The organism is Flavobacterium aerium, assembly GCF_030766725.1.
GTDB classification, from domain to species: Bacteria; Bacteroidota; Bacteroidia; order Flavobacteriales; family Flavobacteriaceae; genus Flavobacterium; species Flavobacterium aerium.
Window position 1 is genome coordinate 1 of sequence record NZ_JARQWR010000010.1, and the last position, 22266, is coordinate 22266.

Sequence of the window (22266 nt, forward strand, 5' to 3'; positions counted from 1 at the left end):
ATTCAAATCCTTCTAATTCTGGATGGTGGAATTATGGCGGAAGCAGTGGCGGAGCAGGAAATAATCCTGAGGAAGCAGCAACTACTCCTTGTAAAGAGATGAAGAAGAAGGCAAATGATGCAGAATTCAAAGGGAAATTAAATGAACTAAAAGCAAGCCTAAACGTAAATTATGAAACAGGATTTTTAATGACTACAAATGGAACTTCTACTAGTTATACGACTGTTCAAGGAGATCCCAATGAACATCTAATAGAACTTTTACCCACAAGTCCCATTAGTGGATATTTGCATACCCATGTTGGAATTGGTTATTCTTCATTTTCAATAGCCGATATAAAAGCCATTTATCAATTGTATCAAGGCGGTAATATCCAGAATACATCGACGTTTACCGCAGGAGTTGTGTCCAGTCATGGCACCTCGTATGTGATAATGATTGATAATACGTCGACCTTTAGTAACTTTGGAAGTACGAATCTAAGTTCTGATTTAGGAATTAAAGACTTAGAGAATTATTATAATAATTATTACGATATAAATAATATAACATTTAACAAATCAGAAATTGAATCTCGAGAGTTAGCTTTGTTAAAAGCATTAGAAAGTTCAGGATTAAAATTAATGAAAGGAAATAACGATGATTTTAATTCATGGAAAAACATTAAAGAGGTTAATGGTAATATTCAACTAAGTAATTGTAATTAAAATATAAACAAATGAAAAATATACTCGTTATAATATTAATAGCTCTAAGTGGTAATTTTATATATGCTCAAAAGGTAATTGAATATAAAAAAGGAAAAGATATCGGTAAGTTAGAAAAGGGGGTTTATTATAAAAGTGAAGAAACGAAAGAGCGATCAAAGCCTTTTATAGGAACGTGGGTTTATAAAAATGGAAAAGATATCTTTGAAATCAAAATCGAATATGGGAAAACTTTTTTAAAGGGTCCCGATGTATATTTGGATATGTTACATATTTATTACTGTTATGAGAAAAATGGAATAGAGATTAGTTGTGATACAACAAAATACAGTTATGGAAATGTAAGTTATGAAAAACAAAATAAAGCCAGTTTTAGTAGTTTTTATGATATTACAAAAGACAAGTCTGGAATATTAAATTTAGAATTACAAAACAATAATCTGCTACAATGGAAATTAGGAAATAAGGAAACTATTGTAATCAATGGAAGTGACGGTAGAGGAGGTAAAACGTTAGATCGATCATTTTCTATGCCAATGGATATTATTTTAACAAAGAAGAATTCTAATAAAGTAACTGAGTAACAATAATGACTTTATCTTTTATATAAATCAATGAAAAAGTATATAGGTTTTCTAATAATAGTGTTTTTATCTAGTTGTGTAATACATGGGCAAGAAAAAGTAATAATACATAAAAAAGGAGAGCCATTAACAAAATTCAAAAAAGGTAATTATTACAAAATTCCAGAAGAAATAGAAAGAGGGAAACCTTTTGAAGGAGTTTGGGAATATAAAAACGGAAACGAAAGTTTTATCATTAAAATAACCATGGAAAAAACATTGATTCCAAAATTTGAATTTTATTTAGATAAACTACAATTAGAATTTTCCTATGACAAAGGAAATGGACAGATTATATCAAACAAAACAAGGAAAGACAATAGTAAAATAGGGAATATTATAGAGAATAATGAAAATAAAGCTAGCTTTATGTCTTATGATATGGTAAAAAAGAAAGGGATTGATATAAATTTAGAATTATTAGGTGAAAATAAAGTTAAAATGACTTTAACAAACTGGCCTGGAGGGATAACAATTATTTCACCAAATGATCCAAAGCCAAAAAAAGATATGACCTTTTCAATTCCAACAGGTATTATTTTAACGAAACAAAATTCTAATAAAATAACTGAATAATAAGTTTTTATAAAAACCAATGAAAAAGTATATATGTTTTTCTTTACTATTTTTATGTAGTTGTATACTACATGGGCAAGAAAAAGTAATAATCCTCAAAAAAGGAGAGATTCCCGAATTAAAAAAGGGCGACTATTACAGATTTTCAGAAGAGATTGAAAAAAGCAAACCTTTTGAAGGCTTATGGGAATACAAAAATGGAAATGAAAGCTTTACAATCAAAATAGCAATAAAAAAGACATTTAATGCTCTATTAGATATTCATATAGATAAACTCCAACTAGAATACTCTTATGATAAAGGAGGGAATAATGTAATATCAAACTCTGCAATGGATGGTTATCGTAAAGCAGGTACTCCAACCAATGAAACTTCCATTAGTTTTAGCTCCTATGATATGATTAAAATGAAGAATATATACATAGAATTCGAATTATTAGGTAATAATCAAGCTAGAATGACATTAAATAATATTCCAGGAGGAATAACAGTTGTTTTACCAGGTGAACCAAAGCCAAAAAAAGATAGAACTTTTTCAATCCCAACAGGTATTATTTTAACAAAGCAGTAATTTAATATAAATGAACTAAAAAATAAATAAAAAGCCCTAAACAAATGTTTAGGGCTTTTTTGTATTATAGATTTTTTAATCTTTTTTGCTCTCTGGCTAATAATGTATTTTTAAGAAGCATCGCAATGGTCATTGGTCCTACTCCTCCTGGCACTGGCGTAATAAAGGATGCTTTTTTGCTTACGTTTTGGAAATCTACATCTCCAGTAATCACATAACCTCTTTCTGCATTTTCATCTGCTACTCTAGTAATACCCACATCAATAATTACTGCTCCGTCTTTTACCATTTCTGCTTTTAGGTAGTTTGGAACTCCTAATGCTGTAATAATAATATCGGCTTGACTTGTAATTTGTGTAATGTTCTTGGTATGACTGTGTGTCAAAGTAACGGTTGAGTTTCCAGGAAATCCTTTTCGACCCATTAAGATGCTCATTGGGCGACCTACAATATGGCTACGTCCAATTACTACAGTATGTTTACCAGCTGTTTCAACATTGTAACGTTCTAATAATTCCAAAATCCCAAAGGGAGTTGCTGGAATAAAAGTCGTCATATCTAATGCCATTTTACCAAAATTCTCTGGATGAAAACCATCCACATCTTTACTTGGATCAATGGCCATTAATACTTTTTGTGTATCGATTTGTTCCGGTAATGGTAATTGAACGATAAAACCGTCAATCGCATCATCTTCATTCAAATCTTTTATTTTTTTAAGCAATTCTGTTTCAGAAGTTGTGCTTGGCATTTTTACTAATGTAGATTCAAAACCTACACGCTCACATGCTTTTACTTTACTTCCTACGTACGTTAAACTTGCTCCATCGTTTCCAACAATAATAGCGGCCAAATGTGGTACTTTTTCATTATTGTCTTTCATTTCCTGCACTACGGCAGTAATTTCATTTTTAATGTCGTCAGAAACTTTTTTTCCGTCTAATAGCTGCATTTCAAGGGTTGTTTGTAGTTAGGTATTCTATATAATTGTGTTGTTGTTGTTTGTTGCTATGTTGGAAATTTATTATCTCATTCCTTTCATTCCACCCATCATTCTCATTAAGTTTTTCCCTCCAGATCCTTGCATCATTTTCATCATTTTGCTCATTTGGTCAAACTGTTTCATCAATTGATTTACCTGTTGGATTGAAGTTCCTGATCCTTTTGCAATTCTTGTTTTTCTTTTTACATCGATTGTTGCTGGCTTGCTTCTCTCTGTAGGTGTCATTGAATGAATAATTGCTTCAATATGTTTGAATGCATCATCTTCAATTTCTACATCTTTTAATGCTTTTCCAGCACCTGGGATCATTCCGACTAAGTCTTTCATGTTACCCATTTTCTTCACCTGTTGAATTTGCGTTAAGAAGTCATCGAAACCGAATTCATTCTTCGCAATTTTCTTTTGTAATTTTCTAGCTTCTTCTTCATCAAATTGCTCTTGAGCTCTTTCTACCAAAGAGACAACGTCACCCATCCCTAAGATACGTTCCGCCATACGAATTGGGTAGAAAATGTCTATTGCATCCATTTTCTCTCCCGTACCGATAAACTTGATTGGTTTATTAACGACCGATTTAATTGATATCGCAGCTCCACCACGAGTATCACCATCTAATTTCGTTAATATAACTCCATCAAAGTTTAATATATCATTGAATGCTTTTGCAGTATTTACAGCATCTTGTCCTGTCATTGCATCGACCACAAATAATGTTTCTTGTGGTTGAATTGCTTTATGAACATTTGCAATTTCTGTCATCATCTCTTCATCTACAGCCAAACGACCTGCCGTATCGACAATCACAACATTGAATCCATTTGCCTTAGCATGCTTAATTGCATTTTGAGCAATTTCTACAGGATTTCTATTTCCTTCTTCAGAGTATACTGGAACACCAATTTGTTCTCCTACAACATGCAACTGATTAATAGCCGCTGGTCTGTAAATATCACAGGCAACTAATAATGGTTTTTTGTTTTTCTTTGTTTGAAGGTAATTTGCCAATTTTCCAGAAAAAGTTGTTTTTCCAGAACCTTGTAAACCTGACATCAATATTACAGTTGGATTTCCAGACAGGTTAATTCCTGCTGCATCTCCACCCATTAATTCAGTCAATTCGTCTTTGACTAACTTAACTAATAATTGACCTGGTTGTAAAGTTGTTAAAACGTCTTGTCCAATAGCTTTTTCTTTTACTTTAGTCGTAAATTCTTTCGCTATTTTAAAGTTAACATCGGCATCTAAAAGAGCACGACGTACTTCTTTTAAAGTATCGGCTACGTTTACTTCGGTAATTTTCCCATGTCCTTTCAGTATATGAAAGGCTTTGTCTAACTTATCACTTAAATTATCAAACATAATTGTATCTGTCTTTTATTGAATGGCAAAGATACGCTAATTAAACAATTTGAAAATTAATCACTTTGAAAAATTAGCGTATCTCAACCTTATATTATATAAAAATTATTCTTTTAAAACTGAAAATAAATAAATGGTTGTGGTCCGCTCGTTGCTGTTGCGTAAACGACCCAATATACTAAGGCTAATATTGCTGCTTTTACAAGCATAGGCATTGCTGAGAATCCATCGCGTAAAAAGTCTACGGCCTTAGCGGGTAAAAAGTGCCATACATATCCTAGTAACATCACTAAAAATACATTGCGGTATCCTTCAATAATTGTAATCCAGTGTTGAATATTAAACTCTAACTGCCCAATATTATTGATGATCTGTAAAGCTGTTGAAAAATCTTTTGCTCTAAAAAACAACCAACAGAACACTACAAAATGGAACGTTAATAGTACTGATAATGCCGTTACAATATAAGTCCATACTGTTTTCTTACTGTCTTTTTTGGTTGGAAAAAATTCGATGAATATTTTATGTACTGCTAATGCGATTCCATGTAATGCTCCCCATATAATAAAACGTAAGCTTGCTCCATGCCATAATCCTCCTAATAACATTGTTGTCATTAAATTGACATTGGTATACATTGTACGGTTGCGTTCTTTCGACAATAAAAATGTTAGTATAAACACGATTGTTGCAGCTACACTCACTACTAATGGAACAATACTCGTTGCCTGATAATAAATACCCCATGCTATTAATCCTGCAAAGAATAATGTTGGAAATAGGAATCCTGCAAATGATCCATTACGGTTTCCTCCTACTGAGATATAAAGAAAATCTTTTAACCATGTGGATAATGAGATGTGCCATCTTCTCCAGAATTCTGTAATCGAAACGGATTGATAAGGCGTTCTAAAGTTGGTTGGTAATCGGAATCCTAACAATAACGCTACTCCAATGGCCATATCTGAATATCCAGAAAAATCACAATAAATTTGAATTGCATATCCATAGGATGCCATTAAGTTTTCAAAGGCCGTATAACTATTGGGCGCATCAAATACACGGTCTACAAAATTAATGGAGATGTAATCTGATATTAATGTTTTTTTCAATAAACCACCAATAATCAAGAATAAGGCAGCGTTAACGTCTGCTCTGGTCAAATTCAGTTTTTGATAAATTTGCGGTAAGAAATCCTTCGCTCTTACAATGGGTCCAGCAACTAATTGCGGGAAAAATGAAACGAAAAATAAATATTCTACGTAGTTATTAGTTGGTTCAATTTCTTTACGGTATATCTCGATGATATAACTAATCGATTGAAATGTATAGAATGAAATTCCTACTGGCAATAGAATATCATGGAATGCATAATGTCCTTGGAACAAATCATTATAGGTTCCTATTAGGAAGTTTGTATATTTAAAATAGCCTAAAAGACTCAGATTCAAAATCACACTGATCCACAGATAGAGACTACGCCATCCTTTGCGTTCTTCTTTATAAATCACACTACTCAGGGAATAATCGACAACAGACGACAAGATGAGCAGTAGGAAGTAAATCCCACTAGATTTGTAATAGAAAAATAATGAGAATAGAATTACATAGACTAATCGCAAATGGAAGGTCTTTCTTGTAAAAATATAAACACTGTAGAAAATCAAAAATATACCTAAGAACAATCCTGTATTAAACAGCAATGGTTCTTTGGGATTATAAGTAATCCATCTTTGTACATCCTCAATCGTGAAAGAGAAATTGGTCATAAACCAATTTTGGAGGTCGGCTAACTGTATCAATTTTGTATAGGATTTTTAAAACTGTAATACGCATTCATAATCGCTTCGTTCAGGAGATTTCCTTGCATTATATAACCTTGTTTAGAATAATGTACTTTATCGGAAGCCATCAGGCCATTTCTAAAATTTTGATCTACACCATATAATCCACCAAACAAACTAAATAAATCCCAAACTGAAACAGACATATCAGCTGCTTTTGCTAAAGTTTCTTGTGTATAGTCGGCTACAAAAACATTGGGGTATTTACGTTGAAATAAAGAGGGTGGTGGCGTTGTCACTAATACTGGGGCTGTAATATTTTCTTTTTTTAAATCTTCCAAAAACAATTTCATCTGACCCATATAGTCTGTTGTAATTAGTTTATCGAAGGATTCGTTTGTTCCTAATGATAGAATCACTAAATCGGGTTGTAATGCTTTTAGCTGTTCAAAGAACATTGGATATTTCGTATAATCCGAAATTTTAGCTCCATTTACACCGATTGTATGATAGATTATTCCTGCTTCATTGTTTTCTAATACAATTCCATTTAGAGCATATTCACTTTCTTCTTTGTTCGGCAATAAATAGATTTTACTAATTGGAGTTTCACTTTTATAAAAATGCGAATTGGCATCTGAAGTCATTTCAAAAGGAATAAATTCTGATCGTTCCACCGATTTTCTCTCCATCTCGTTTGTTGGTATCTTTAAGGATTTCCCAAAACGAATATTATTGGATTTTAAATTGTTTGCTTTCTTTATGGCTGCAACAGAGACATTGTATTTATCGGCAATAATTGATAGCGCTTCTCCTTTTCGAACTTTGTGTGATATCTTCTTTGGTTGACTAGATTCTAAAACAACTGTTCTAGAGGTTGTCGCCAAATCAAACATATTCCTGTTTTTCGGCGTAATCACCTTTATAGTTTGGAAATAACTAACGGATTGTTTTACATTAATTTCTAAAGCAAAGTCTTTTGATTTTGTAAATAATGCAATCCCACTTAGCCCTACTGGATTTCCTACTACTGGATATATATTTCTGTAACTCTCCCATTTTAAATTGGAAGAGAATCGAACATCCCAAATTCCATTGGTTTTCACTAATGAATGTGGAAAAACTAGCCCTCTTCCGGCATTTCCAAAGTTTTTCTGCATACTGTCGCGCACCGTCCCACTTATAAAATCGGCTTGAATGTGGGAATCTCCAATATGTACGATATTAATCTTTCCTTTTTTCGTTTTCTGTAATTCTAACAGTTTCCTAAAAAAAGGTTCTAATGCAGGTGTATTTATAATTTTATTTTCTGGTCGTGCAATAATTGTATCTACAACTGCTATGGAATCCACAATAGCTATGGAATCCAAATCTTGCGCCGTTAGATTTAAACTTGCAAAAACAAAAAATAAACAAATCGTGAGCTTATTCCACATGTGTTGAATCTCGTTTAGGATGGATCGTATCATTCTTCTTCTCCACCGCAATTATAGCTGCTTGCTTCTTCTTTCTTAATTCTTTGTATTCTATATACCCTTCATTCAACTGATTGTAAATCATTCCTGCAACTTTTTTAGCCCCTCTAAAGTTAAAGTGAGTATAATCTTTATTGGCCATAGCCGGTTGTTCGTCTACCCATTTTACCATAGAACCATCTCCTCCCATTAGAGTGTATAGATTCACAAAACTAGATCCCGTTTTGATTGCATATTTCTTTTGGGCTACTGATAATGGTGCTACTGCCGAATCGGTTTTCATTTCCATTTCGTATTTTGACGCTTTATCTGCCGTAGAAATAATCAATATTGATACTCCAGGGAAGCATTCTTTCAAGTGCTCCACAACTCTAGACATACTTCTATCGTACCAATCATAATTATAAGATCCATAATTCAATACATTGGTTCCGTAGTGCAATACAATTAAATCGTAGCCTAATTTATCATTGAAAGCACGCATTAAGTTTGTATTGAAAGTACTGATTGGTAATCCTGAGTTTCCTCTATTAGAAAAGTTATCAATGTGTACTCCTCTTCCGTCATCAAAATTAAATCCGTAGAATGGAATGGAATCAGTATGTACAAAATTCACTTTCAAACCTTTAATACTGTTTGGTGTTATTGCTACAGTATTCAGTAGATTATTAGGCAATAGTTTCTTTATTACTTTTACAGTATCCTTATCTATTGCAACAGATATTGATCCACGTTTATTATTTGAACTACCATAAAATAAGGTTGGATTATCTAAGCTTGTTGCAAATCGAGTATTGTTTGCTTTATACTGAACCCATGTTGACTTTATGGTATCTTTTGTAAAAAACACATGTCCATTTACTCCAAATGGCTTAATTGGTCTTTTTACATTTAGATAAGATTGTGTTTTCCAGTTTGGAGAAAATTGATGGCTAATTGTTCCTCTTGATCCCGCAGACTCAGAAGTTATTGATACAAATCCAACTCCTCTACCGCCGTATACTTCTTGGTAATTATTACGCAAATCCTGCACAATCATATCTCCATCGGTCATGGAATCTCCAAAATAGGCAATACGTACATTCCCTTTTTGTTGAGTTTCTAATTGGTATAATTTTTCATAGAAATTAACCAAATACTGATATCCTTTATAGCTTTCAAATTTCTCCGTAGGAAATTGAATACCTTCTGTTTCTTTAAAAACAATTGGTTCTTTGGATAAAGTATCGGGTGCCAACTTGTCTACTTTCTCTTCTTTTTCCTGAGCTGCTACGGCTTCAAGCATTAAGCTATCCACTACCACATTCTTAGTAGCACCGGCCTTTTCGGAGAAAATCTTTTTCGGTAAAACTTCTTTTATACCAACAAAAATGATTGCTGATAGTAATACTATTCCAAAGGATTGGAAAAAATATGATTTTGATTCTGATTGATTCACAAAAACTGGATATAAAAATTACATTCTTTCTGGTACCTGGATGCCTAACAAACCAAAGGCCAATTTTATAATATCGGCTACTTTCTTGGAAAGTTGGACTCTAAATGTCTTTTCTTGTTGATTTTCTGAGCCTAATATAGGGACCATCTGATAAAACGAGTTATACTCTCTCACTAAATCATACGTATAGTTTGCAATTAATGCAGGACTATGATTTTGTGCAGCCGTTTGAATTACCTCTGGAAATAAAGCTATTTGCTTCAACAATTCTTTTTCTTTTTCATGCAATTCAACTGTAGGTGTAGCATTTTCAAAGTCGAAAGCTGCTTTTCTTATAATTGATTGGATACGGGCGTATGTATATTGAATGAATGGCCCTGTATTTCCTGCAAAATCTACTGATTCTTCTGGATTAAAAAGTATACGTTTTTTTGGATCTACTTTCAAGATATAGTATTTCAATGCTCCTAGACCAATCGTATTATATAGTGCGGCTTTTTCTTCTTTAGTATAGCTTTCTAACTTTCCTAATTCTTCTGAAATATTTTGAGCTGTTTCAGTCATTTCACGCATTAAATCGTCTGCATCAACTACTGTTCCTTCTCTACTTTTCATTTTTCCAGATGGTAAGTCTACCATTCCGTATGACAGGTGGTATAAATTGTCAGCCCATTCGAATCCTAATTTTTTCAGAATTAGGAATAATACTTTAAAGTGATAATCTTGTTCGTTTCCTACCGTATAGGTCAAAGCATTAATATCAAAATCTTTAAAACGTTGAATTGCCGTACCAATATCTTGTGTCATATACACTGAAGTACCATCACTACGCAATACAATTTTTTCATCTAAGCCATCTGCTGTTAAGTCAATCCATACGGATGAATCTTCTTTTCTATAGAAAACGCCTTTCTCAAGTCCCATTTGAACTACATCTTTACCTAATAGATAGGTATCACTTTCATAATAGTTCTTATCGAAGTCAACTCCAAGATTTTTATATGTTACCGCAAATCCATCGTATACCCATTGGTTCATTTTTTTCCAAAGTGCAATAACTTCAGAATCTCCTGCTTCCCACTTCAAAAGCATTTCTTGAGCTTCTAATAATATAGGTGCTTGTTTTTTTGCTTCTTCTTCTGTTTTACCAGAAGTCATTAATACTGCTATTTCTTCTTTATATGCTTTATCAAAAGCTACATAATAATTTCCTACTAATTTATCTCCTTTTAATCCTGTGCTTTCTGGAGTAGCTCCGTTACCGAATCTTTGCCAAGCCAACATGGATTTACAAATATGTATCCCTCTATCGTTTATGATTTGAGTTTTATATACTTTCTTCCCTGAAGCTTTGATTATTTCTGCAACCGAATAACCTAATAGATTATTTCTAACGTGTCCTAAGTGTAAAGGTTTATTTGTATTTGGAGAAGAATACTCTACCATTACAGCCATGTCCTCTTCCTTTGGTGTTACAAAACCATACTGATTATCATTCTTAATTGCATTAAAAAAGTTAAGATAGTACTGATCTGATATTACAATATTCAAAAAACCAGATACTACATTATAACGTTCTACCTCTATAACATTCTCTACGAGGTATTGTCCAATCTTATTTCCTAACTCTACTGGATTACTCTTCACTACTTTCAAAAGAGGAAAAATCACCATAGTAATATCACCTTCAAATTCCTTACGCGTAGTTTGAAATTCAACTTTATCAATAGTAATTGCGAATAAGGACTGAATAGCTTTCTCTATTTGGGGTGTAAGTATCTGTGATAAGGTCATATTATAGTTTATTTTAAGGGTGCAAAGATATGTATATTGTAGCAATTTGAAAATTTGTAATTAATATAATTACACCTTAATTATCAGTACTTTATATTTTTTTTGAAAACAATTTCATTTTTTTTGAAAATACTTGTAACATTTTTCCCTGAATTGTGTCTAGTATATGATAACGTTTTTAAAAATTGTTATAGAAATGTTAAACATTGCATAAAATAGTACTATGTTTAACAAAGTAGCCTAAAAAGATATATATTTGCCCTATCAATCATAATCAAACAAACAAAAATGAAACTACAATTATTCTTATTATTAATTTTTGGCGCGGTGTTTACTTCAAACGCACAGAGCACAGGTTCCATTTCAGGAAATGTTGTTGACAAATCAACAAAGGCCCCGATTGGATATGCTACTGTTATAATTAAAGAAGTAGGTAATCCAAAAGCTAACGTTAATGGAGGAATCACAGAGGACAATGGAAATTTTCAAATCAAAAATCTTCCATTAAAAAATTACACTGTCGAGATACAGTATATAGGATATAAAAGTTCTGTAATCGCTGTAAATTTAGAAAGTGGTGATAAGAGTGTTACACTAAAGCAAATCGCTCTAGAAGAAGAAGCAACGATGCTAAACAGCGTGAGTGTTGTAGCAGAACGTTCTACTATTGAACAAAAAATTGATCGTAAAATTATCAATGTTGGTAAAGATTTAACTACTGCTGGTGCAACGGCATCAGAAATCATGAATAACATTCCTTCTGTGAATGTAGATCAGGATGGTAAACTTTCTTTACGTGGTAACACGAATGTGCGTGTATTAATTGACGGAAGACCTACTAATATGGATGCGGGTCAGTTATTAAAACAAATCCCTTCTTCGTCTATTAAAAAGATTGAGTTAATTACTAACCCAAGTGCAAAATACAATCCTGAAGGAATGTCTGGGATCATTAACATCGTTTTACACAAAAATTCTAACGATGGATTTAATGGGAACTTGAATGCTGGTATCACCTTAGGTAAAACACCAAAATTCAACAACTCATTGGACATGAATTACCGTCAAGGAAAAGTAAATTTCTTTGGTAACTATGGTAAAACATTTGGAAAATATGCAAATGAAGGTTTTATCAGCAGAATGGATAATAATTCTACACAAGCATTGGATATCCTGAATGATAATGATTCTTACATTTATAAAATTGGAATGGATTATTATATCAATGATAAAAACACTTTATCAGTATATACTAACCAAAACTCAATAACGGGTGATGGTATTGTAAATACGTTTATCACTTATCCTCAAGGAGGAGTTGGAGCAATTCCTAATATCTTCCAAAATTCTACTTATCATACAAAAGGAAAAAATAACTCTTACAACTTAGCTTTCAAGCATTTATTTGAAAAAGAAGGTCATACATTAGACTTAGAGGTAAATCACAACATCAATAAACAAGCTCAGGATGCAGGTTTCAACACGACAACTTATACAGCTCCTTCAACATTTATTGATTATCAGGATTTCTTAAATGATAAGAGTAAGCTTACTACAGTGAACTTAGATTATGTTAATCCTTTAAATGAGAAGACTAATTTAGAGTTGGGTGCAGAAGCGAGATACATGCGTAATGAAAATCACTACATTACGGGTAATCCAATCGTTACCGATCCATCAAAGCAAAATTCAATTTACAACTATGATGTAGACATTTATTCATTGTATGCTACTTATGGTCAAAAATTTGAGAAATTCAGCTATCAAGTGGGTGCTCGTATGGAAAGCTATAAAGTAAATGCTTTATTAAATAACAATAGTGCTTATAAAGATGATTACCTAACAGTTTACCCATCTGCATATCTTACCTATACTCCTACTGAGAAAAACCAATTCCAATTGAGTTACAGCAGACGTGTAGATAGACCAAGTGCTTCACAAACTAAACCATTAAGAGAGTTTTCTACTCCACTGGTAACCTCTATTGGTAATCCAAAATTAGATCCTCAGTTCACAAATTCTGTAGAATTAAACTACACAAGAACTTTATCTAAAGGATCGGTTACAGCGGGTATTTATTATAGAGCAATTAATGCAGAAATTAACCGTATATTGTATCCGGATCCAAGTGTTGAAAATGGTCAAATCATGAGTTTCGCAAACTTTGACAACAATACTGCTTATGGATTTGAGGTATCAGCAAATTATAAAATTAATTCTTGGTGGGATATTAACCCAAGTGTAGATTTCTCGAATATCTCACAAAAAGGTTTAGTATCTATGCGAAATACGAATACAAACGATTTCGAATTCGTACAAAAAGAAGTAGATGTAGCTGCTTTCAACGCTCGTTTGAACAGTAATTTCAAAGCTACAAAGAGTTTACGTTTCTTAGTCTTTGGTTTCTATAGAGGTCCCGTAAATGGAATTCAGAACAATGGAAAAGAAATGAAAAAAATTGACGTAGGTGGACGTTATAGCCTTCTTAAAGACAAACTTACAATGAGTGTTCGTTTTAATGATGTCTTTAATTCAATGAAATATGCTTTTGATTCACAAAATCCTTATCCACAAAGGGGCCAATTTACTTGGGAGAGTCAATCCGTATTTATTGGAATAAATTACTTATTTGGTGGTGGAAAGAACAGGAGTTTACAGCGTAAACAGAGAGATGACAACACCAAACAAGGAAGTGGAGGTATGTTTTAAACCCGTATTTAAAGTTGCATTTAAATAATTTTGATTAGAAAGAAAAGACCGGAGGAATACGCTCCGGTTTTTTTGTATTCAAGCATTACCTATTCTCTTCTTCTTTCCTTCTTAATTTGCCATTACTTTTTCACTTTATTAAAAAAATGAAAATATTTCTCTTCTAACTGTAACATTTCATTTTTTTAACAGTCGTTATAGTACGGTTCTTTTTTAAAGCTTTTACTAGTACTTCCCGATTAGTGAAAGCTTTGAGAAAATACCCCATCATCAATCATCAATCAAAAAACGGACTAAAATGAATTCTAAATCACCCCTTATCTACTCTTGAGTATAGTTGTAACTTTTCGAGCTCAATACGAAGAATCGAACTAGCTCCTTATTGACCTCATTTAAAGAAGTAAAAACCTTATGATAATTATAAGTGCTATAGTAAAATCTATGACACTTTTTGAGCCATAATAATAAAGTGAACGAACTCTAGACAATAGTGTTCATTAGTCACAACTTAAAAAAAAAATTAGAATCTATACGAGCGTATAAATTATCTCATTAGTAGGTAAATTGAAGTGTAGATAACAAAATAAGATAGCACAAAACAAGGCAATGGAGGTATGTCTTAAAACTTGTATTTAAAGTTGCATTTTAAATATGTTTGATTAGAAAGAAAAGACCGGAGAAATACGCTCCGGTCTTTTTGTACTTGAGTCTTTTATAACTTTATGGATAGATTTCAATTTTTGATCCAATCTTTACAGCTTGATACAATTCGTCAATTTCAGAATTGGTCAATGCTATACAGCCCGCAGTCCAATCGGACCACCTTTGAATTTTATTGATGTATCCAGCACCATTTCTAATTCCATGAATTTTAATATCCCCTCCACTGGGTTTCCCTGCTTTTTTTGCCTTTTCTTTATCCTGTTCATTAGGGTAAGAAATGCCTAAATTTTTATGATATCCACTTTTTGGATTTCGATCTTCTATATAATATATTCCTTCAGGAGTTTTATTGTCTCCTTCAAATTCTTTATGTCCAATGGGATTTTTTCCTAAGGAAATTTTATATACTTTTAAAAGTTTTCCTTCAGAAAATGCCAATAACTGTCGCTTACTTTTATAAACAACAAGGTGATCTACTGTGGTATTCTCAGGTAATTTTGTTTCGGGGTAATAATAATAAACTAGAAATCCAGAAATCAATAAGACTAATATCCAAAGCATGATTTTCCGAATTTTCATTTAAAATACTATTTTTTTTACCATTTAATAATTGCACTTCCCCAAGTAAAACCACTTCCAAACGCCGCCAAAACAACAGTGTCTCCTTCTTTGATTTTACCTTGCTCCCATGCTTCTGTTAAAGCAATTGGAATTGAAGCAGCAGTAGTGTTTCCGTAGTTCATAATATTATTATAAACTTGGTCATCACGCAATTGAAATTTTTGTTGAATAAATTGAGAGATTCTAAGGTTCGCTTGATGTGGTATAAGCATATCAATATCAGAAACCTGCAAATTATTCGCTTGTAATCCTTCCATAATCACTTCACTGAAACGTACAACGGCATTTTTAAATACAAATTGTCCATTCATATAAGGATAATAAGATTCATCATTCGGATCATTATCACGAATAATATCTGTAACCCATCTTTTTCCCATTCCAGGAGCAATCAATGATAATTCTTCTGCATGTTGTCCTTCCGAATGTAAATGTGTAGAAAGAATCCCTTTCGTTGTATCTTCTTCTCTGCTTAGAATAGCAGCTCCAGCTCCGTCACCAAAAATAACAGATACGCCTCTACCTCTTGTAGTCATATCCAATCCTGTAGAATGAAGTTCAGACCCAATGATTAGAATATTCTTGTACATTCCTGTTTTGATGTATTGATCGGCAACAGATAATGCATATATAAAACCAGAACATTGATTTCGAACATCTAATGCTCCTACAGTCTTTAAACCTAAATCTCTTTGTACTAAAACCCCTGGTCCTGGAAAATAATAATCTGGACTTAAGGTTGCAAACACTACAAAATCGATATCATCTTTATCAATTCCAGCACGCTCAATCGCAATTTTCGCAGCTTTAACGCCCATTGTAGTGGTCGTATCTTCTCCGCCTGGTACAACATGGCGTCTTTCTTTTATCCCTGTGCGCTCCTGAATCCACTCATCATTAGTCTCCATGATCTTAGAAAGATCTCCATTAGTCACAACATTGTCAGGAACATAATAGCCTAACCCTTTTATCTTTGAATGATACATTGTCTTTGTTTATGTTTTTGTTAAAAATAAGTTTGCAAATTTAAGCATACTTTAAAACAGTATACTACAAGATAGTAAAAATTTCACTATTAGTAATTTAAATCCTTATTTTTAGAAAACAATTCCCGACAAATATAAAATAGTATTCGGTATTTTTTTAACATATGTTAAGAAAAAACTATATCTACTTGGCGCAATTCCCAAACAATCAACAGTAACACACTACAATACAGGTAATTAGCAACATAATTTAAAACTACTATACATAGCACATCTGCATCTTTTTATGCAATTTCACATCACTATTATTGTCAAAATATATACATTTTAATGATTTTGACTTAAAAACGGATTCGATTAACAGATTAATAATAACACCTTTAGACTCTCTGAAAGATTCTATCTTTACTTGCCAATTTTAACAGATTTAAATTACTATATATGATGCAGTATTAGTATTTTTAAGCCTTTATTCATTAAACTATTTCAATCAATGAAAATACTTTTAAAATCATTCATTTTCTTGTTTATAAGCGGGGTTGCTTTTGGACAGGAAAACCTAACGTATCAAAAACCTCCAAAAGAAATCTTAGAACTTGCCGATGTAAAAAGAGCTCCTTCTGTTTCTATTGATAGCAAAAATGAAAACATGATTTTCTTATACAGTAATATGTATAAAACACTCGCTGATCTCTCAGAAGACGAAATGAAATTAGGAGGTTTGCGTATCAATCCAAAAACGAATATTTCTAGTACTGTACGATACATCAACAATATTGAGTACAAAAAATTAAAAGACAAAACGGCTAAACAAGCAGCAGGATTACCAACCAGTGCTAAGCTAGCCAATTTAAGTTGGTCACCAGACGAAACTAAATTAGCCTTTACAAACACTACAGAAAATGGTGTTGAAGTTTGGATTTTTGATGTTGCTAGCGGTGCAGCAAAAAAAATCACTGATGATACTGCTAATGCAAACATGGGAAATCCAATCAGCTGGTTTAAAGATAGTAAATCTTTATTGGTTCGCATGTTACCTGCCCAGAGAGGAACAATCGTAAAAGCAGCCGATGCTATTCCTACTGGACCTACTGTAACAGTAAGTGATGGTTCTAAAGCTCAAAATAGAACTTATCAAGATTTATTGAAAAATAAAAATGACGAAAATAACTTTGAAGTATTAACTACTTCTGAATTATATAAAGTTTCTCTGGATGGTAAAAAAACATTATGGAAAGAGAAAGCAATGTACTCTGGAGAAGAGTTTTCTGCTGATGGAAATTATATATTGATTGAAACAATTCATAAACCATTTTCATACATTGTAACTTTAGATCGTTTCCCTACTACAACGAACATCTATGATGCTAATGGAAAACTAATTCAACTTTTCTATGAAAAACCGCTTATTGAAGACCTTCCTAAAGGTTTTATGGCAACAGAAAAAGGGAGAAGAAATATCTCTTGGAGAGCAGATAAGGCTGCTACATTAGTATGGGCAGAGGCCTTAGACAATGGTGATCCTGCTGTTGAAGTACCATTTAGAGATCAAGTTTACACTTTGGATGCGCCATTTACTGGAACACCAAAACAATTAGTAAAAACAATCAATCGTTATGCTGGAATCACTTGGGGTGATGACAACATTGCTTTATTAAATGATAGTTGGTGGAACACACGAAATACCAAAACATACATCTTTAATCCTTCTAATGCTTCAAAAGCTCCAGAAGTACTTTTTGATCGTAATTACCAAGATCAATATAGTGACCCTGGTTCTTTCAAAACGAAAAGAAATCAATGGGGACGTAATGTTTTAAACTTAGATAATGACAATGCTTACCTTGTAGGAGCTGGATTTACCGATAAAGGACAGTTCCCTTTTATTGACCAAATCAATCTTAAAACAAAAAAGAAAACTCGTTTATATCAATCGGCTTATACAGACAAAAAAGAGAGTATTATCTCTATAATGGATGAGAAAAAAGGTGAAGTATTAGTGAAATTGGAATCTAAAAATGAATATCCAAACTACTACGTTCGCAATCTTAAAAAACGAATCGCTCCTATTGCTATAACAAGCTTTGAGAATCCATTCAAAAAAATCGAAAATGTAACAAAAGAAGTAATTACATATAAGAGAGCAGATGGTTTAGAATTAACAGGGACATTATATTTACCTGCTGGTTACGACAAAAAGAAAAAAGAAAAATTACCTATGATTATGTGGGCTTATCCTACAGAATACAAGGATAAAAATAGTGCTGGTCAAAATACTTCTAATCCAAATGAGTTTACTTTCCCTTATTATGGTTCACCTATATATTGGGTAACTCGTGGTTATGCTATTTTAGACGATGCTGCTTTCCCAATTGTTGGTGAAGGTAAAGCTGAGCCGAATGATACTTTTATGGAACAATTAGTTGCTGATGCAAAAGCAGCGATTGATGCCGTCGATAAATTAGGTTATATCGACAGAAAACGTGTTGCTGTAGGTGGTCACTCTTATGGGGCTTTTATGACTGCAAACTTATTAACGCATTCCGATTTGTTTGCTGCTGGGATAGCTCGTAGTGGGGCTTACAACAGAACGTTAACACCTTTTGGCTTCCAAAGTGAGGAAAGAAATTACTGGGAAGCTCCAGAAATTTATAACACTATGTCTCCATTCATGCATGCTGACAAAATGAAAACACCTTTATTATTAATTCATGGTGAAGCGGATAATAACTCCGGTACTTTCCCAATGCAAAGTGAGCGTTATTTTAATGCTTTAAAAGGTTTTGGTGCACCAACACGTTTAGTGTTATTGCCAAAAGAAAGTCATGGATATGCAGCTATTGAATCTATTTTACACCTATTATGGGAGCAGGATCAGTGGTTAGAAAAATATGTGAAAAACAAGAAATAATAATTCAATTTATTACATAAAAAAACGGTCGTCTAAAATACTAGACGACCGTTTTTGCGTATAATCAAACACCATATTAGGAAACTGCTACTACTGTTTCCTTTACAAATACTTCATTTAAATGAGCATTATACTCTGTTAATGCTGTATCAATATTTAGATTTTTCTCTACATCATGGAAATGAAAACTTTTTAATGGAGTCATTCCAGTAAATGCGTTCATTCTATGAAAACCAAACATTACTCCTTCATCTACACTCTTTTCATTAAAAAATTCTCCCGGAATTGTAAATGCTTCTTTCGGTGCATTCCAACTTGTTGTTAACATATATTCTCTCCCATGCAACATCCCTCCCGTCCCGTAATTGCGCGTCGGATTGCTCGAAGAACGTCCATCACTTTTATATATTCCAGAATCATGTCCTTCAGTAAAAACATTATCAATGTATTTTTTAAAATCGAATGGTAGGCCAAACCACCATATGGCTGTGTGATAAATCACTACATCTGCCCATACATACTTTGCTACTTCCTCTTTCAAATCATAACCCTCTTTAATATTCGTTACCTTTACTTCAAAATCTTCTTTTGCCGTAAAAAAACCATTCGTAACATTCGTAAGGGTTGTATTAAAAGCACCTCCAGAGTGCATAAAGTCTTGACTAGCATTAATTACAAATATCTTTTTCATAGTATAATCTTCTATATTGAATTGTACACTACAAAGGTATGATGCAAATATGTATTATAAAAATAACTAAACTAATACATATCTATCATAATTATAATGTTATTATACTGCCATAATCTCAAAAAGTCATTGCAACTGTCTTTCCATTTTTTGTTAAAAACGAAACCGCTTTATTCTGCATCAAAAACAATGTTGTACTTTTAAAGCCCTTTGATTAAAGTTTTCATAAAAAACTTCATTGTTGCCAATCTGATAAAAGATGGTACAATTTCTGAGAAAAGAATAACATAACTCAAAACAATATACCCCAACACAAGAATCATGAAAAAGGTAATATTCCCCATTTTGGTTACAGTAATGACATTAACGTATAGTGTATCCAATGCTCAAACTGTAAAAACAAATACAAAAAGCACTTCAAAAACACCCGTAACGACAACAACTAATTCTGTACCTGTAATTCAGCCAGAAGAAGTCTATAATTATGCAAAAGTAGAAGTTCGCCCATCCTACCCAGGTGGATTAGAAGCTTTTTACAAAAATATTCAAGGGTCAATTGTTTACCCTAAACAAGCCGTAGAAAGTAATTTAAGCGGTACTGTTGTTGTAAAATTTATCATTGAAAAAGATGGAACTATTACCAATGCAAAAATTATAACGTCCATCGGTGGTGGTTGCGATGAAGAGGCTTTGAAAGTTATTCAAAAAAGCCCCAAATGGAATCCTGGTTCCATCAAAGGAAAACCTGTACGTGTACAACACATGCTCCCTATAAAATTTGGGAGATAGTATAATGTATTATGAAATAAAAAAGGGCTTATCGTAATAAGCCCTTTTTTATTTTTATCTGTTCAATTATGAATTAATGAACTGTGGATTTATCATATTTTCTAAAGAATATATTTCATCCCATTTCGTTTGAGAAATCAACTTTCCTTCTTCTACGACAATCTGATGTACCGATTTTCCTGTTTTTAATGCTTCTTTTGCAATAGCTGAACATTTTTCATATCCTAAAATTGGATTTAACGACGTGACAATTCCAATACTGTTCATCACTAAATTCCTGCATACTTCTTCATTTGCTGTAATGCCATTAATACATTTAGATTCTAACGTATAACAGGCATTTTCCATATAGGACAACATACTGAACAAACTGTAAGCAATAACAGGCTCCATTACATTCAATTGCAATTGTCCAGCTTCTGCTGCCATTGAGATGGTTACATCGGCTCCAATTACGTAATACGCCGTTTGATTGACCACTTCTGGAATTACAGGATTTACTTTTCCAGGCATAATAGAGGATCCTGGTTGTAATGCCGGTAAATTAATCTCATTAATTCCTGTTCTTGGTCCAGATGATAGTAATCGTAAATCATTGCATATTTTAGAAATTTTAATTGCCGATCTTTTTAAAGTTCCTGAAATCTGAACATAAGCTCCTGTGTCTGAAGTTGCTTCAATTAGATCTTCTGCAAGAAACAACGGCAAGCCTGTAATGTCTTTTAAATATTCTGTTACAATTTCCGGATATCCTTGTGGCGCATTAATACGGGTACCAATAGCAGTTGCTCCCATATTAATTTCTGTAATCAAGGCTTGCGCTTCTTTTAAACGTTGAATATCTTCTTTTATACTGGTTGCAAATCCTTTAAATTCTGCCCCTAAAGTCATTGGTACTGCATCTTGCAATTGCGTTCTACCCATCTTTATAACATGTGCAAATTCATCTCCTTTTCTAAGGAATGATTCTCGCAATACTTCCAATGCTTTAATAAAAAGGGTCATTTTATTATACAATGCAATTCTAAAAGCAGTAGGATAAGCATCATTTGTACTCTGTGAGCAATTCACATGGTTATTTGGATGTAAGAAATCATATTCTCCTTTCTTTTTACCCATATGCTCCAGTCCAATATTTGCAATTACTTCATTGGCATTCATGTTTACTGAAGTTCCTGCTCCTCCTTGAATCATATCGGTAACAAACTGATCTAAATAATTCCCTGCAATCAATTGATCACTAGCAAATGCAATGGCATCGGTTACTTCACGGTCTAAAACACCACATTCTAAATTAGCCAATGCAGCTGCTTTTTTCACATAGCCTAATGCCTGAATCATCAAAGGTTCTTTATTGATTGGAATTCCTGTTATATGAAAATTCTCAATTGCTCTGAGAGTCTGGATACCATAAAACAAATCATTAGAAAGTTCTTTTTCTCCTAAAAAATCATGTTCTATTCTTGAATTCTGTGCCATAATAAAAGGGTATTAAAAATTCTTCTGTCTAAAGATCAAAAGGATTTTATGAATTAAATTATTGTTCTTGTTTTTTATTTTTATAGT

The 22266-nt window shown here is 32.8% G+C and carries 17 protein-coding genes; 7 read left to right on the forward strand and 10 right to left on the reverse strand.

The window, feature by feature from the left end; translation table 11 throughout:
* The 4 genes from P6733_RS13660 to P6733_RS13675 all read left to right on the forward strand — a co-directional run.
* On the forward strand, nucleotides 1-707 hold a 707-nt coding region (locus tag P6733_RS13660), incomplete at its 5' end, for a hypothetical protein (RefSeq protein WP_306353472.1).
* A gap of 11 nt (nucleotides 708-718) precedes the next feature.
* Nucleotides 719-1291 (forward strand): DUF6705 family protein, encoded by a 573-nt coding sequence (locus P6733_RS13665; RefSeq protein ID WP_306353473.1) that lies wholly within the window; start codon nucleotides 719-721, stop codon nucleotides 1289-1291.
* Nucleotides 1292-1321: 30 nt separating this feature from the next.
* The gene (locus tag P6733_RS13670; RefSeq protein WP_306353474.1) at nucleotides 1322-1906 is read left to right on the forward strand and encodes a DUF6705 family protein; all 585 of its coding nucleotides are present in this window, start codon (nucleotides 1322-1324) and stop codon (nucleotides 1904-1906) included.
* A gap of 19 nt (nucleotides 1907-1925) precedes the next feature.
* Nucleotides 1926-2477: a DUF6705 family protein gene (locus P6733_RS13675; protein ID WP_306353475.1), complete on the forward strand. Its 552-nt coding sequence runs from the start codon at nucleotides 1926-1928 to the stop codon at nucleotides 2475-2477.
* A gap of 64 nt (nucleotides 2478-2541) precedes the next feature.
* On the opposite strand, the gene P6733_RS13680 is transcribed toward P6733_RS13675, so the two are convergent.
* From P6733_RS13680 to argS, 6 genes are all read right to left on the reverse strand, one after another.
* Entirely contained in the window at nucleotides 2542-3429 is an 888-nt protein-coding gene (locus P6733_RS13680) for a bifunctional 5,10-methylenetetrahydrofolate dehydrogenase/5,10-methenyltetrahydrofolate cyclohydrolase (protein WP_306353476.1), read from the reverse strand.
* 72 nt (nucleotides 3430-3501) lie between these two features.
* Complete coding sequence (gene ffh / locus P6733_RS13685; RefSeq protein WP_306353477.1) at nucleotides 3502-4839, reverse strand: signal recognition particle protein; 1338 nt, start codon at nucleotides 4837-4839, stop codon at nucleotides 3502-3504.
* Nucleotides 4840-4952: 113 nt separating this feature from the next.
* The gene (locus P6733_RS13690; protein WP_306353478.1) at nucleotides 4953-6608 is read right to left on the reverse strand and encodes an MBOAT family O-acyltransferase; all 1656 of its coding nucleotides are present in this window, start codon (nucleotides 6606-6608) and stop codon (nucleotides 4953-4955) included.
* A gap of 29 nt (nucleotides 6609-6637) precedes the next feature.
* Nucleotides 6638-8059 carry a LysM peptidoglycan-binding domain-containing protein gene (locus P6733_RS13695; RefSeq protein ID WP_306353479.1) on the reverse strand — a complete coding sequence of 474 codons (1422 nt, stop codon included), beginning with the start codon at nucleotides 8057-8059 and terminating at the stop codon, nucleotides 6638-6640.
* Nucleotides 8049-9536 (reverse strand): SGNH/GDSL hydrolase family protein, encoded by a 1488-nt coding sequence (locus tag P6733_RS13700; protein WP_306353480.1) that lies wholly within the window; start codon nucleotides 9534-9536, stop codon nucleotides 8049-8051. The genes P6733_RS13695 and P6733_RS13700 overlap by 11 nt, the downstream gene beginning before the upstream one ends.
* Nucleotides 9537-9554: 18 nt before the next feature.
* Nucleotides 9555-11330 (reverse strand): arginine--tRNA ligase, encoded by a 1776-nt coding sequence (gene argS, locus P6733_RS13705; protein WP_306353482.1) that lies wholly within the window; start codon nucleotides 11328-11330, stop codon nucleotides 9555-9557.
* Nucleotides 11331-11618: 288 nt separating this feature from the next.
* Here argS and P6733_RS13710 point away from each other — a divergent pair, with 288 nt between their 5' ends.
* Nucleotides 11619-14039 (forward strand): TonB-dependent receptor, encoded by a 2421-nt coding sequence (locus tag P6733_RS13710; protein ID WP_306353484.1) that lies wholly within the window; start codon nucleotides 11619-11621, stop codon nucleotides 14037-14039.
* A 720-nt stretch (nucleotides 14040-14759) separates the two neighbouring features.
* Here the strand turns inward: P6733_RS13710 and P6733_RS13715 are convergent.
* Together P6733_RS13715 and P6733_RS13720 are read right to left on the reverse strand one after the other, a co-directional pair.
* Nucleotides 14760-15281, reverse strand: a complete 522-nt coding sequence (locus tag P6733_RS13715) for a L,D-transpeptidase family protein (protein WP_306353485.1) — start codon at nucleotides 15279-15281, stop codon at nucleotides 14760-14762.
* A 17-nt stretch (nucleotides 15282-15298) separates the two neighbouring features.
* Complete coding sequence (locus P6733_RS13720; RefSeq protein WP_306353486.1) at nucleotides 15299-16309, reverse strand: 3-oxoacyl-ACP synthase III family protein; 1011 nt, start codon at nucleotides 16307-16309, stop codon at nucleotides 15299-15301.
* Between the two features lie 493 nt (nucleotides 16310-16802).
* Here P6733_RS13720 and P6733_RS13725 point away from each other — a divergent pair, with 493 nt between their 5' ends.
* Nucleotides 16803-19220, forward strand: a complete 2418-nt coding sequence (locus P6733_RS13725) for a S9 family peptidase (protein WP_306353487.1) — start codon at nucleotides 16803-16805, stop codon at nucleotides 19218-19220.
* A 76-nt stretch (nucleotides 19221-19296) separates the two neighbouring features.
* Here P6733_RS13725 and P6733_RS13730 read toward each other — a convergent pair whose 3' ends face one another.
* On the reverse strand, nucleotides 19297-19911 hold the full coding sequence (locus tag P6733_RS13730) for an NAD(P)H-dependent oxidoreductase (RefSeq protein WP_306353488.1): 615 nt from the start codon (nucleotides 19909-19911) through the stop codon (nucleotides 19297-19299).
* A 321-nt stretch (nucleotides 19912-20232) separates the two neighbouring features.
* On the opposite strand from P6733_RS13730, the gene P6733_RS13735 reads away from it, so the two are divergent.
* Entirely contained in the window at nucleotides 20233-20700 is a 468-nt protein-coding gene (locus tag P6733_RS13735) for an energy transducer TonB (RefSeq protein ID WP_306353489.1), read from the forward strand.
* A 66-nt stretch (nucleotides 20701-20766) separates the two neighbouring features.
* On the opposite strand, the gene aspA is transcribed toward P6733_RS13735, so the two are convergent.
* Nucleotides 20767-22179 carry an aspartate ammonia-lyase gene (aspA, locus tag P6733_RS13740; RefSeq protein WP_306353490.1) on the reverse strand — a complete coding sequence of 471 codons (1413 nt, stop codon included), beginning with the start codon at nucleotides 22177-22179 and terminating at the stop codon, nucleotides 20767-20769.
* Nucleotides 22180-22266: the final 87 nt, after the last annotated feature.